General features: G+C 45.4%; 8 protein-coding genes. 1 reads left to right on the forward strand and 7 read right to left on the reverse strand.

Annotated elements, in window-relative coordinates; genetic code table 11:
• Positions 1–57: 57 nt before the first annotated feature.
• From ACLI09_RS16215 to ACLI09_RS16230, 4 genes are all read right to left on the reverse strand, one after another.
• On the reverse strand, positions 58–2,391 hold the full coding sequence (locus ACLI09_RS16215; RefSeq protein WP_411420692.1) for a BamA/TamA family outer membrane protein: 2,334 nt from the start codon (positions 2,389–2,391) through the stop codon (positions 58–60).
• Positions 2,372–7,528, reverse strand: coding sequence for a translocation/assembly module TamB domain-containing protein (locus ACLI09_RS16220; protein ID WP_411420693.1), 5,157 nt, complete (start codon positions 7,526–7,528; stop codon positions 2,372–2,374). Before ACLI09_RS16220 ends, ACLI09_RS16215 begins: the two co-directional genes overlap by 20 nt.
• Positions 7,529–7,594: 66 nt before the next feature.
• Positions 7,595–8,338 carry a transporter gene (locus ACLI09_RS16225; protein WP_411420694.1) on the reverse strand — a complete coding sequence of 248 codons (744 nt, stop codon included), beginning with the start codon at positions 8,336–8,338 and terminating at the stop codon, positions 7,595–7,597.
• Between the two features lie 122 nt (positions 8,339–8,460).
• The gene (locus ACLI09_RS16230) at positions 8,461–9,033 is read right to left on the reverse strand and encodes a pseudouridine synthase (RefSeq protein ID WP_411420695.1); all 573 of its coding nucleotides are present in this window, start codon (positions 9,031–9,033) and stop codon (positions 8,461–8,463) included.
• A gap of 70 nt (positions 9,034–9,103) precedes the next feature.
• Between ACLI09_RS16230 and ACLI09_RS16235 the strand changes: the two genes are divergently transcribed.
• On the forward strand, positions 9,104–9,571 hold the full coding sequence (locus tag ACLI09_RS16235) for an SRPBCC domain-containing protein (protein WP_411420696.1): 468 nt from the start codon (positions 9,104–9,106) through the stop codon (positions 9,569–9,571).
• 35 nt (positions 9,572–9,606) lie between these two features.
• On the opposite strand, the gene ACLI09_RS16240 is transcribed toward ACLI09_RS16235, so the two are convergent.
• The 3 genes from ACLI09_RS16240 to ACLI09_RS16250 all read right to left on the reverse strand — a co-directional run bounded on the left by ACLI09_RS16240 (position 9,607) and on the right by ACLI09_RS16250 (position 13,199).
• Entirely contained in the window at positions 9,607–12,081 is a 2,475-nt protein-coding gene (locus ACLI09_RS16240) for a DUF5686 and carboxypeptidase regulatory-like domain-containing protein (protein WP_411420697.1), read from the reverse strand.
• On the reverse strand, positions 12,078–12,500 hold the full coding sequence (gene aroQ / locus ACLI09_RS16245; RefSeq protein ID WP_411420698.1) for a type II 3-dehydroquinate dehydratase: 423 nt from the start codon (positions 12,498–12,500) through the stop codon (positions 12,078–12,080). The genes ACLI09_RS16240 and aroQ overlap by 4 nt, the downstream gene beginning before the upstream one ends.
• A gap of 141 nt (positions 12,501–12,641) precedes the next feature.
• A complete protein-coding gene (locus tag ACLI09_RS16250; RefSeq protein WP_411420699.1) occupies positions 12,642–13,199 on the reverse strand; it encodes a porin family protein in 558 nt (185 codons plus the stop codon).
• Position 13,200: the final 1 nt, after the last annotated feature.

The following is a 13,200-nucleotide window of genomic DNA, read 5'->3' on the forward strand; positions in this document are numbered from 1 at the left end:
TGAATAGTACAACTATATAACCGGCGGATTAAATTTATGGCTGCAATGCCAATAAATTTAAAAAGGATAGCCTATAGCCAGGTTAAATACCAAATTCTCTCTGCGCCAGCCTGAACTGCCAAAGTTGATGTCATCCATTACCCATTTTTCGCCGTCGGGCAGCCAGGGTTTGCGCAGCGGGAACGCAAGGTCTGTGCGTAATATCAGGAAATTGAAATCAAAGCGTAAACCGGCGCCTGTACCTACCGCCAGATCGTTCATAAATTTACTGCTAAATTGAGCACCCGGCCTGTCTTCATCCTTATTATACAGCCAGATGTTACCTACATCTACAAACACGGCCCCTTTTAAAAAACGGTACAGTTGCGTGCGGTATTCGGTATTCAGCTCCAGCTTAAGGTCGCCACTCTCGTCTGGCAAAAAGCCGGTAGTCGTATTATTTTCGGTACGGTAATCATAGCTGCCCGGCCCTATAGACCGTGCCCGGAACGCCCGTATACTGTTAACCCCGCCTATAAAAAACTGCCGCACATAGGGCAGCGAGGCAGAATTGCCATAAGGTACCCCTATGCCTATATTGATACGGCTCGCTATCTGCGAATTTTCGTTAAGCTTAAGGTAATACCTAAAGTCCTGTTCGGTTTTTGCAAACTGGCTAAACGGCACATTAAGGATGCTTTTTTCGTTTCCACCTTTTACATCGGCACCCATAACCAGGCCGGTTAGCGTTCCTGCAAGTTCCAGTGAGCCTTTGTAATAAAATGTATGCTTACGCTGCCTGCGCATCGTGTTAGTATAGGTATAGCTGTAGGTGGGGCCAAAAATAAGCTGCTTGTCGATCACTTTTTGCAGGGCAGGGTTAGGGGGCACGCCGTCGTAACCACTTATCTGCCTGTAATATTCGTCGGTAACGCTGGCAGGGCTTATGTAATTGATGTCAGATACATACAGCTCGTGCTCAGAATATACCGTATGTTTCCAAAGGTAGCCATACTGCGCCCGGAATGAATTAAGCGCATACAGCTTAATGCGTTTTTGGTATTCGTAGCTTAGCAACGCCTTGGTACGCGGCACATAAGCGCTGCTGTCCTTAACTTTAAAAGGTGTAATGAAACGCGGCCATATAAGGCTGGTTTCACCGCCCACACGGTACACATTATACCCTTTGTTCTGGCCCGACACCTGTACCTCAAGCCCGCCAAATACCTTTGCTGTTAAAAGTTCCGCGGCACGGAAGGTATTGCGGTTGCGCCAGTTAACGCTCACTTCAGAGCCGTTGTAGTTAGCGGAGTTGGTTTTACCCAAAGTTTCTATCCGGATTGATTTTTTTGGGAGCGGTGTAAAGTAATAATAAGCATCCAGCGTATTTTTAAGGGAATCAGAAGCGTGGAACTCGTTTTTTACAAATTTAAAAGTGCCGAGGTTAATAAGCCGGTTAAGCGACAGGTTATGGTCGCGCCTGCTGTAAATATCCCCTTTGTGGAAAAACAGCGTGCGGTCGTAAATGATAGGGCGAAACGTGTGTGCTGAATCTATAATTGTAAAATCCTTATACTTTACAACGGCATCCGGTGCAACGCGTATGCTGTCCTGGTTATTGGCAAGCGAATAGTTAGGGTAAATAATAATAGTGTCTATCTTATAAATATTCCTGGCTTCTTCCGGAGTATCCTCTTTTACAATAAGCTTAATGTCTGCCTGGTAGTTACCCACGGTACTATCTGTACGCGCCAGTATATAGTCAGGTTTAAAGTAATAAAAGCCACGGTTTTTTATACGGTCGTCTATACGCTCGCGCTCGGCTTTTATGGTAGCGAGGTCATACGGCTCACCTGGCTTCAGCAGCGTACGCCTTTTCGTCCGGCCAATGGCTTTTTCAAGCGGGCTGCCGGTACTGTCAGGAAATATCACATTCCTGATTTTAAACTGCTTGCCGGTAGTGACTGTATATAATGCCTTTGCCCTACGGTTACGCGACGTGGAGTCAGCTGAAGTCCTGGTTTTAAAAAAGCCTTTGTTCTCGCTATAGTTTTGCAGTATGTCGGCATTATAGTCAAGGTCTACCTGGCTAAACAACACTGGCGGTTCGCCCACCTTGGTACGCAGCCAGTGCTTAAAGCCACGGTCTTTTTTAGGCTCGCCCGCTATGTTATAAATATATAGCTTAAAACGGAGGCCAAAAAGGTTGCTGTTTGGCTTTGGCCGTAATAAAGGCTTAAGTTCCTTTTCCAGCGCCTTACGGTCTTTTTTGTCCATAAGCGTGTCTTTAACGGTTACCTCACCCCCTGTATAGAGCAGGTCGCCCTCGGGCAGGTATTTAGTATTACTGCATGCCATGGCCACTAATGCCGCAGTAAGTAATAGTATATAATTATTTATTTTCTTTCTCATCTTCATCGTTAGTGCTGTTAGGCGGTAAAGCTTCTTTGGCAGCTTTTTTTTGTTCCTCTTCGGTTTTTTCTTTTTTACGTTCTTCTCTTTCCCGCTGTTTACGTGCGCGCTCGCGCTGCTTCATCTTTTTCTCTTCCTCACTACGGTGAAACAGCTCACGGAACTTGTTATAGTCCATTGTAATAATAAACGCCACGCCGGTTTCTATAACCTGGCCTTGCAATGCTACCTGGTATTCGTTTTTACGGTAGGCACGCACCAGATAACGGCCATCGGCGGTAAGCTGGTAGTCTAACGATACATCTCCTGCTATGTTAGTGCTTTGCGCATTAGCCTGCTGCGGGCCCTCAAGCCCAAAGCTGCTGCCCACGGTAACTTTAAGCCGTTCGTCAAACAACTGTTTAGATACCCCCACATTAAGGTCAGTACGGTTTTGCTGAACCCCTGTGGTATAGTCGTCGGTGCTTTCAAGGTCAAAATTAAGCTCAACACCCTTAATCAGGTCAGAAGCCAGGTTATTAAGCTGCTGCGAAAGGATCTTGCTTACACTCTGCCGAGCAATCGATTCTGTACTTGTGCCCCCTGCTTCGCTTGCAAACGGGTTTTCGCCGATAAACCTGTTTAGTAACAAGAGCGCCAACACCTGCTTGTTAAGCTCGCTGGGCTGCTGGCGTATCTGGTCGAGCTTTGCATTTGTAGTACTTATTATGGCCGGGTCTACACTATAATTCCCTTCAGGGATTTGTATGTCAAATGTTATTTCGGGCCTTAGTAGTTCGCCATTCATTTTAAGGAGCGTATTTACAGGTATCTTTTGCTTATATGTATTTAATTTTAATGGAGATGAGCCGCCCAGCTGGTCCATAACCAGGTCTATAGGCGATGTCTCGGTTTTGTAAATGGCAGTGATGCCTACAGTGGCCTGGGTAGGTTCGCCCGTCCATAAAATATAACTGCCCGGTTCGATGTCAAATTTGCGTTTAATAAAGTTAAAGCTCATTTGGTACGAACCTTCGGTAAACTCATAACGCCCTGTAAGGGTTGTTTTGCCAGACGGGTCTATACCGCCACTTAGCTGGGCTTCGCCCTTAAGCTCAAGGAAATCGCCGTTACCTTTATCTACAATAACATTAAGTGTTGCCTCCTTTACAATTTCTATATTTACCGCTACATTTATACCGGCCATTGCCGTTTTATTAACGGTTTCTTCAATCTTAAGGCGCTGCATGGCCTCAATATTATCTTCATCTACAAACTCTACCACACCTTCACGGTCTGCAATCGAGGGGTCCTGCTGCGGCAGTACTACGGTAAAGTTTGTATCTTCGTTTATACGCAGGTCGCCGTCTACCACCGGGGCCGCCAGCGTGCCTTTTATATTAAGGGCGGCATCTAAATACAGGTCTCCGTAATAAAAATCATTATCTTTTGCCTTACTGTTTACCGCCCTGAAGTTTTCGGCATTAACCGTCATGTTAAACCCAAACTCCTTATAATCGGTAGTAGCAATAGCGCCGTTTATGGTAAGTACGTTGTTCTTGTCGTCTTCAATCTTAAAGTTGTCCATTTCAATACCGGCATCCGTAAATCGGATGTTATCGTTAATACCTTTATAAAGTGCATTAAGCTGGGTAACGCGGAAGCTTACATCATTAAATTTAAGGTCGCCGTTAACATTAGGGTCGGTAGCCGTTCCCGTTACTTTAAAATCGCCCGACAGGAATCCGTCGGCATCTTTAAGCGCGCCAAAGGTAAGCGCCTGCAGGCTGGCCATGTTTAGCTTTTGCATGTCAAGGTCCATGTCAAAGCTGCTGCTTGCTGTATTATAATTACCACTAAGCTTTACATCATTAACCTGCCCGGTTATGGCTACATCGGCAGTAAAGGTATTGGCTATGGCATTGTTTACATTTATTTTGATGTTGCCCACGGTGTCTTTTGCCACGGCAAAATCGGTAATGTCCAACTGCGATTCAAATACCGGGGTAGTAGTCAGGTTTTTTACTTTAGCCGTACCATTTATGGTGCCTTTAAATTTGGTTTCTTCTTTCTGTATGGCATTGGTAAGGGTTTCTATCCGGAAATTATCCAGACTAACATCCAGCGGTGCGTTAGGGCTTTCTGATTCGGACTGTATTTTAACCGAACCACCGTCGTTGCTCAGCTCAAAGTTATTGGCATAAATGCCGCCTTTGCCAAAACGTATTAGGTTATCTTCAACCACCTGCCAATTGTCATAATTAAGCATCAGCCCGTCAGGGTTGAGCACCAGCTCTGTATTGCCGTCTTTTTGCTGAAGCTTACCGGCAAGCAGGTATTGCTGTTTTTTCTTCTGGTCGTCTATTTCCAGCCTGTAATTCACAACATTGTTTTTTACATCGCCCCCGATTGTTGTTTCCCCCAGCTTAAACTGCCCGCTTTCTATGCCGTCTACCCGTACATTGTAAACCAATGCAGTATCTGTAGTGGTAATGTTTACCGCTGCACCCGATAGCGTGTTAGCGCCGTACACCACCCGCGGAATGGTTGCGTTTACCTTCAGGCTGTCGTTAGCGCTGTTGTAATTGCCCAGTATCCTTATAGGTTCCAGCCTTGTAATTTCGGAAATAATCTGGCTTATTATAGGGTCATTATCTACATTAAGGTAAAAGGCTATCTGCTGCGGGTCTTCCGGTTTTTCAAGCGGCTGTACGCCGGTGTTGTAGTATTTGGAAATAGTATATTTCAATGCTGCAGGAAGCTGCGATATTTTGTAATGCCCCTTGGCGCGCCCGTTTATAAACTGTGACCTGATGCCAATGTTTGTGGTATCTGCCGTGGTAACCGCCGCTATTTTAATGGAATCCAGCGCATATTCCCCTCCTTCGTTAGCAAACATAAAGTGGTGTATGGCAATCTTCCCGTTAAGGTTGTCGGGGTTGGCATCGTCAATATCGCCGTCAATATTGCCACGCATTTTTAACGGCCCCGCGTGAAGGTTCAGTTTATCAAGGTCGGCTATGTCTATATTCAAGTGGATTTTCCCTTTCGGAAGTTTCCCTTTAAAGCCTCCCTCGGCAGTAAGGTCAAAATCAAGGTTAGGGTCGTTCATATTGGCCACGGCCTTAAATGCGCCCTTATTAATGTTACCGTCTATTTGTAAATTGCGGTAGGTATAACGGTTGTACTCCGCCTTAGCTACAGTACCTTTTAGCGAAGCTGTAGCGGTTTGCGGGTTAAGCCCGGCGCCTTTAACCCTGGCGTTTAGCGTTATGTGCCCTATAGAGTCGTTTTTTATCAGGCTGCCAAGGTCAAAGTTGGCCACGTCAACATCGGCATCATAGGTTTCGCGCCCTTTATGGGTTTGGTCAAACGTTGCTTTTATCCTGGCATTGCCATAACTGCTGCCCAGGTTCATGTTAGTACGGAACTTATTGATGCTGCCCGTAAAACTGCCTTTTAATGCTATGGTATTCGGTATCTGTATATTCGCAGGGAGCGTACCCGGTGGGAGCAGGCTGTTAATGTCCTTAGCCGTAGAGCGAAACTCCCGTATATTGAGGTCAAAGTAAGCATTCTTTGCATCAGGGAGGCCCTTAATCCGTCCGCTGGCGGCGATTACCGTCCGCCCTATACCACGCAGTTCGAGGTTGGTAATACGCAGGTCATCCACAGTACCCTGTACTTCACTGTCAATAAATATACTTCCGTCAGGATTGCCTTTAAAAGGGGTGGTATTGGCCAGTTGCGGTGCAAACAGCAATACGTCTTTAAAGCCCACCTGGCTGTTATCAAGGTTGGCATCCAAAGTAAGGCTGGCAATATCCTTTTGAACGGCCGCAAGTGAAGGGTAGCTTACTATAATTTTATCCCTAAGCAGGGTTTGAGGTGTTTCAAGGTATAGGTTTTCCAGCTTTGCGCCTTTGTTCCCGTAAAAGAAGGTGGTGCGCAACTCCTGTATATCAACGCCGCTATTATCCTTAACGGTAAATTTATCGATGCTGCCCGAAATAGTGTCCTGCCCGTAAGAAAAATCTTTAGCCTCAAGGTTAAGATTAGTAATATCAAGGTGCCTGTAGTCTATGCCTTTAGCCACAGGGGCGCTGTTCTGGTCGTCAAATTTAAAGGCGACATCTTTAATATCGGTGTTGGCCAACTTAAATTTCCACTGTGCTTTTTGTACTGCGGCGCTCTGCTCCGGTAGTTTTTCCTGTGCCTGTTTTTCGGCTTTGCTAAAAGCCAGCTGGCCTTTAAGGTTGTCAATCTCAAGATTTTTCAGGTCTATCAATTGTGTTTTTAGGTTTACCTCATTTACCCTGGCATATAATTTTTTAAGGGTAAGGCCGGTATCAAGGTTACTGCCTTCATTATCATAGCCTACGTCAATATCGGCCAGGTTTATTTCCCCAAGTTTCAATCTAAGATTGGGTTTCTTACTGGCTTCTTCGGCGGCTTTTTGTGTGGTTTGTGCAATCTCATCTACCATGCTTTGCTTAAAGCGCACGGTAACACCGTCTAAGTTAATTTTCGGAATATCAAAATTGAGCTTGTCAAGGTCAAATTCTTTAAATTGAGTGTCGAAATGCCTGATGTTTGCAGTAAGGTAATTGCCCGTTATATCGTCGTCATATTTAACCCGAACCCGGTCAAGGTTTATTTTGTTTACCGATATCACCATCGGAGTGCTTGCGGTGGTATCTTTTGGCTTACCGCTGTCAAAAGCTTTTATGATGTAGTCAAAGTTAAAAACACCATCTTTATTACGCTGTATTTTGCCGGTAATGCCTTCAAGGTCTACGCTGTTTATTTCAAGTTCATTATCCATCAGCTTAAAAAGGCTGATGTCTACCGCCAGGCGCCTGCCGGATAGCAGCGTGTCGCCGCTCTGGTCTTCAAAATACACATCTTTAAGCAGTACTTTTTTGGGCAGGCCTATCTCAATACGGCCTATACGTACTTCGGTGCCTATTTTATTTTCGAGGTAGGTTACAGCCTTGTCCTTTACAATATTTTGTACGTAAGGCACTTGTAGCAGCCCTACAATTATCAATAAAAGGGCAATGATGCTGCCTACCGTCCACAGCAGTATTTTGAGGCCTTTTTTCAGGTATTTTTTTACTTTGGTATTCTTCTCATTCATCTGCCTAAAAATAACCATTTAAAGGCGGAAGAGTTTTAAAGTTTTGCTAAAAAAACTTATAATATTGTAAGTTATTTCAGCGTTTTAAATCCTGAACGAAAAGCCAACGGTTTCAAAAAAACGATGGTAACGGCTGTGTGCGGTTAATTCGTAGCCGCCCGCCAGGTCAAGCTGCATGTCTTTACCGATGAGTATTTTAAATCCGCCGTCTGCCCAGTTGTCGGTGCGGGCGTGTCCGGCCATAAAGCCATACAATTCTATAAATGTGCTTAATTTTTCAGTTAGGCTATATTCGGGCGAAATGGTATATTCATAACCCGGTTCAGTATGCTCGCCATCCCATTGCATATCAAAGTTATACCCTATGCCAAAAGCATCCGAAACCGTATTCTGAAAGAGCAGCTGTATCTGCGGCGCAAGGTACTTTTGCTTATATTGTTTTGAGGCTACATCAGGCAATGTCATCTCCCCTATAACAGAAGCTTTGGGCAGGATGCCTTTTTCTTCCCAAAGGCTTACTTTACAGCCTACTCCCACAGGTTCAAACCCTGTAGCGGTGCTGTCCGGAGTTTTGGTATACACCAGGTTGGTTGTCAGGCGCACCTCAAGTTTTTCATTAATGCCAAATTTAGACAGTGCCGTGGGCAACATCATTTCGTATGCACCTTTTTCTGTTTTGGTGTGCATAAAGCCGTTCTCCATCTGGAAGCGCCCGGCAGGTACAATATCAGCACACTCGGTCTGGTCCGGCCGGTCGGTTTTAATTTCATTATCCTGGGCAAACGCGGGGAGGCTTACGGCAAGTAATAGATAGAGATAGTGTTTCATAGCTCATGGTTAAGAAGTTAAAGCTACCATTATCAAAACAGTTTTTATTTAAAGTTATGTGAAAGTTCCGGTGTTCAGTGATCAGTAGACAGTTGCCGCCTGACAAATCAACTGACCACTGTTTACACATCAAACCCGTCAACTTCCCTCACTTCCCCCGGCTGTAAATCTCCCAAATAAATGTTACCCACACGCACACGCACCAACCGCAGTGTAGGAAAGCCTACCGCGCTGGTCATCTTACGCACCTGCCGGAATTTACCCTCTGTTACCGTAATGCTCACCCAACTTGTAGGCCCGTGGCGCTCATCGCGAATTTTACGGGAGCGTTCAGGCAGGGCAGGAGGGGTTTCGAGTTTGAATGCGGTGCAGGGCAGGGTGGTATATTTCGTGCCTTTAAAGCCTATTTCTACACCTGTTTGCAGTTGCGCTATGGCTGCCGCGGTTATATGCCCGTCTACCTGGGCATAGTATTCTTTCTCTACCTTTTTACTACGCACCACTTCACTCATCATGCCATCGGTAGTGAGGAGGAGCAGGCCTTCGCTGTCCTCGTCGAGGCGGCCTATAGCCATTGTGCCTTCGGCAAAATCATGGAGTTCGCCCAGTAGTTTCTTGTTACGCTTGAGGTTGTAGGTAAACTGGCTCAGGTAGCCCCAGGGTTTATAGATGAGGTAATGGTGGTGCAGGCTCATGGATGTTTTTGTAAAAGCAGTGCAAGATAGCGATTTAAAATTTTTTATAACTTTATAAAAAATTCAGTGTATGGATACCAAAATTTTGATAGCCAAAGCCGCCTTGCAGTTAAGCAAACCGGTTAGCGAAGTTTTTGAAGCCGTGGTAGACCACCACATAATGAGTAATTATTTTATCTCACAAAGCAATGGCAGGATGGAAGAAGGTACAACCGTGCAATGGAGTTTCCCGGAATTTGAAGGGAAATTTCCTGTGAGGATAGGGGAGGTGTTAAAGGATGCGCTCGTGGTCTTTTACTGGGAAGTACAGGGTAAGGAGCATGAAGTGCGTATCGTTTTTAAGCATTATAAAGATACTACTGTGGTAAAAATTACCGAAAGCGGCGAACCCATAACCGACGCGGGAATTGACTGGGTAGTAGGGAACACCGAAGGCTGGAGCAGCTTTTTGCTGTGCATGAAAGCCTGGTTAGAATACGGTGTGAGATTGCGTACCGGCAGTTACGACTGGCGCTTTGATGCCGGTGCTAAAATTTAATTATCAGAAATTAGCGAAATTTTGGGGCTAAGCGATTACTCTAAAAAGTCGATAAAGGTCAACCCAAACACCACGCCGTCGCCACGGAAGCCGCCCTGGTAGGAGCATATATAGTCAAAACGCAATAACCTGAATTTACCCCAGCCTACATTATCAAGGCCGATTGTAAACTCCGCATAAGGCTTGTTTTCCGGCGTGGCAAGGTAGTGCGCACCGGCAACCAGGTAATACTCCAGCTTATTAAATAACGGAACCGAATTTGTAATATACCCATTAAAATGATGCTCCAGGTGGGCTTCAAAATACCGGTCGTTGGTGCTGTGTGTATAGTAGGGAAGCAGGTTAAACACATTAAGGTAACGCTCAGAGCGTCCCACGTGGGTTTCGTTACCGTTAAAATGCCTCCAGTCAGGAAAAGCTACAGTACCACTATTAAAAAAACTACCTGCCCTAAAGGCCGTGCCAAGCGTGCCCCCGCTGCCAAACGACAGGTCATACAGCACCTTAGCCGAAACATGATTAAACTCGTAGTCTTTAATGCTGCTGGCAAATCCTTTTTCATATTTTAAGAACAGCAGCGGATATTTGTCATTCGTTATGGTTTCGCGCCCGTCGGGACGGGTGCGGTAGGTTTGCCCAAAGCTAACCTTTGCCATGAGCGATGCCTTGACCATGTTGTGCCTTTCAAACGCAGGGGTGTCAAAATCCCACGGCAGCCGTGGGTTGTTTGAGGTGTACGGGTGATAAATGTCTTTAAGCGTGCTGAAATTGGTATTGTTGCGCAAAGCATGGCGGCGGGTATATTCTACACTGCCATACAGGTAGAGCCCGTTAAGTACTTCTTCCTCATACTTTAGCCTTGCAAATGCATTATCATACAGCTTCATATAGTTATCCCTGAAAAACAGGGTACTGACACTGTTTACTATTTTATTAATGGGCTTTTCGGGGTTGTATTGTTCTATGCTGCTGCCCCCGCTAAAGGTAATTTTCCGCTTGCTGAAATTGTTAAACATGTGTTCCACATGTCCCGTAGCCCTGAAACGCTGTTCGGCGAAACCGTAGTTAAGGTCGGTTCCTATTTTAGTATAGGTGTTGTTGTCATGGTACTTGGTAAACTCAAATCCCGGCCCCAGCCAGTAGGCCTGCACGGTATTAAACGCCAGCCGTGTGGCAATACCTGTATACCGTATCTCATAGTTCTCCGGGGTATTATGGTAGGTGTAGCCTAATGGGATTGATGTCCATTTAAAGCGGTTCATTTCGCTATCCGTACTGTCCTGGTAGGCTTTCGTTTGCCGCAGGTCTTCAAGCCGGCTTTTTTTTATATAATCATTACGTTCGGCGGCGGTAAGCGGTATGGGGCGAATGCCGTTCCAGTACTTTACCGTTTGCCCGTTGCTACCGGGTTCAAAATATTGTATCTCCGGCGTAAAGCTTTTATCTGTAAATGCGGGGTTAAAGTTATAATTGCTGTATACATAACTAAACACCCCGGCGGCGTGCACGTTAAGCAGGCTCATATCAAAGGTAACAAGCTGCACGTTTTTGCTCCACACGTTTTCTTTATTATTATAGCCGAAGTTTTGCGTTATGGTAAGAATGTTTAGTAGTGGCTGCCTTATGGCGCTGCCTTTTACGGAGAGGTCGGTAGCATAAATTTCGCCTGTTGTCTCGGCCAGGTAAATATAGCCGGCCATGGTAGCTTCGGTATCGGTTTTAGGCGTAACTTTTATTTTGTTAATCAGCTGCCCGTTCTCTGCATAAAAAGCGCTTTCCAGTTCATAGGAATAATAACTAAAAGCCCGGTCTGCAATGGGCGATACCACACTAACCTCAAAAGGCAGGGTATTTTGGTAAAAATCAAATTGCGCCGCATCGGCATTGTTAAAGCTAAAGCCGCTGTCTTCGCCGCTCACCCTGCTTGCTATTACCCTTTCGTTCAGCTTATCAGGTGCACTGAATTTTATTTTACTTACTGTTTCGCTCAGGTATATTATACCGCTTCCTGTAGTATCAAGCGAGCCACCCAGATCGCCCAGCCCCTGTCCCAGTATTTTTTTAGGTACATCGGTAAGGCGCACCGTGCCACGGCTGTAAAAGTCGGCTTCAAACTGCGCTGTACGGGCGGCATTCCTGGTGCGGTTTGCAATGGCAAAGGCTATAATACTATCGGCCATTTTTTGCTTGCTGGCCACCACCACTTCGTTAAGCTGGTAGGTTTCTTCCTCAAGCGTTACATTAAGCACATGCGGAAACCGGTTTATGGTTTGGGTTACTTCCTTAGTTTTGTAACCGATGCTGCGGAACACAAAGGTGTAGCTGCCTTTCTGGCTCACAGCCAGTGAGTAATAACCACTTTCATTTGCCGAAGTGCCATTATACGTGCCCTGCACCGCTACAGATGTAAATGGTATTGCTGTACCATTTTTACCGGTTATGGTTCCCTGTACCTGTGCCATTGCGGTAAGGCCAAAGGCCAGCAACAGTATAACGGCTATTTTTTTCATGACTGGTATATAAATGAGTGTAAAGCCAGCTCGTAGCTTTTAAGGCCAAAGCCAATGATAACTCCCGCCGCCACGGGTGAGAGGTAAGACTGGTGGCGAAAGCTTTCGCGCGAAAAAGTGTTTGATATGTGTACCTCTACAACGGGGGCAGTTATGGCCTTTACAGCATCGGCTATGCCCACAGAGGTGTGTGTGTATGCCCCGGCATTAAGTATAATGCCGTCGCAGGTAAAGCCTTTATCCTGTATTTTAGTAATAATTTCCCCCTCAATATTGCTTTGGTAATACGATAGCGTTACGCCGGGGAATTTTTGCTGCAATTCGGCAAAATAGTCTTCAAAGGTGCGCCCGCCGTATATTTCGGGTTCGCGTTTGCCTAAAAGGTTCAGGTTAGGCCCGTTAATTATAATAATGTCCATTGTGTGCTGTAATAGGGAGTAAATGTAAGTATTAGCAGTTATGCCTGTATGTTATATAATGAAAAATTTAACAGGTATAAAAATAAAAAAACCGGTTGTACCGTAAATGGCCTACCGGTTTTTAAATATTATTTAAAAATTTTATAAAAAGTTGTAGCCAACAGATAACTGGAATACAGCATTTTTAAAATCTGCAGTAGCCGAATCGTCAGTTACGTTTGTTACGCCAATTACATAGCGCGCCTGGGCAAAAAGGCCTGCTATTATTTTGGCTTCAAGGCCACCTGCCACACCTATATCGGTGCTTTTAGCGTCAATATCGTCGGCATCGTTTATAAGAAATGAAAACTGCGGCCCGGCAACAAGGCTTACTTTTTCGGGTAGCACATAAAATTTGGCTAATACAGGAACCGAGATATAATCAAGGTTAAAATCCTGGGATACGGCGCCTAATCCGCCGGCATCGTACGTTGCCTTACCACCTACAGAAGAGAAAAGCCCTTCTGCCTGAACCGAAAAGGTAGGTACAATGTTAAGTTCTAATACGGCACCAGCGTGAAAGCTCGTAATACCGTCGCTATCAAGGTCGCCGTTAAACTTAGCAAAGTTTGCACCTGCTTTAATACCAAAATCAACGCCCTGTGCCTGCACGGTTACGGCGCCTAACAGCATTGCTGCTACTAAAAGAATCTTTTTCATA

This window comes from Flavobacterium sp. RHBU_24 (genome assembly GCF_046613695.1).
GTDB lineage: Bacteria > Bacteroidota > Bacteroidia > Flavobacteriales > Flavobacteriaceae > Flavobacterium.

What these genes read in the sequence shown, in the direction of transcription:
- ACLI09_RS16215 (WP_411420692.1), bottom strand. Translation starts at nt 2,391, where the DNA reads ATGAGAAAGAAAATAAATAATTATATACTATTACTTACTGCGGCATTA.
- ACLI09_RS16220 (WP_411420693.1), bottom strand. Translation starts at nt 7,528, where the DNA reads ATGGTTATTTTTAGGCAGATGAATGAGAAGAATACCAAAGTAAAAAAA.
- ACLI09_RS16225 (WP_411420694.1), bottom strand. Translation starts at nt 8,338, where the DNA reads ATGAAACACTATCTCTATCTATTACTTGCCGTAAGCCTCCCCGCGTTT.
- ACLI09_RS16230 (WP_411420695.1), bottom strand. Translation starts at nt 9,033, where the DNA reads ATGAGCCTGCACCACCATTACCTCATCTATAAACCCTGGGGCTACCTG.
- ACLI09_RS16235 (WP_411420696.1), top strand. Translation starts at nt 9,104, where the DNA reads ATGGATACCAAAATTTTGATAGCCAAAGCCGCCTTGCAGTTAAGCAAA.
- ACLI09_RS16240 (WP_411420697.1), bottom strand. Translation starts at nt 12,081, where the DNA reads ATGAAAAAAATAGCCGTTATACTGTTGCTGGCCTTTGGCCTTACCGCA.
- aroQ (WP_411420698.1), bottom strand. Translation starts at nt 12,500, where the DNA reads ATGGACATTATTATAATTAACGGGCCTAACCTGAACCTTTTAGGCAAA.
- ACLI09_RS16250 (WP_411420699.1), bottom strand. Translation starts at nt 13,199, where the DNA reads ATGAAAAAGATTCTTTTAGTAGCAGCAATGCTGTTAGGCGCCGTAACC.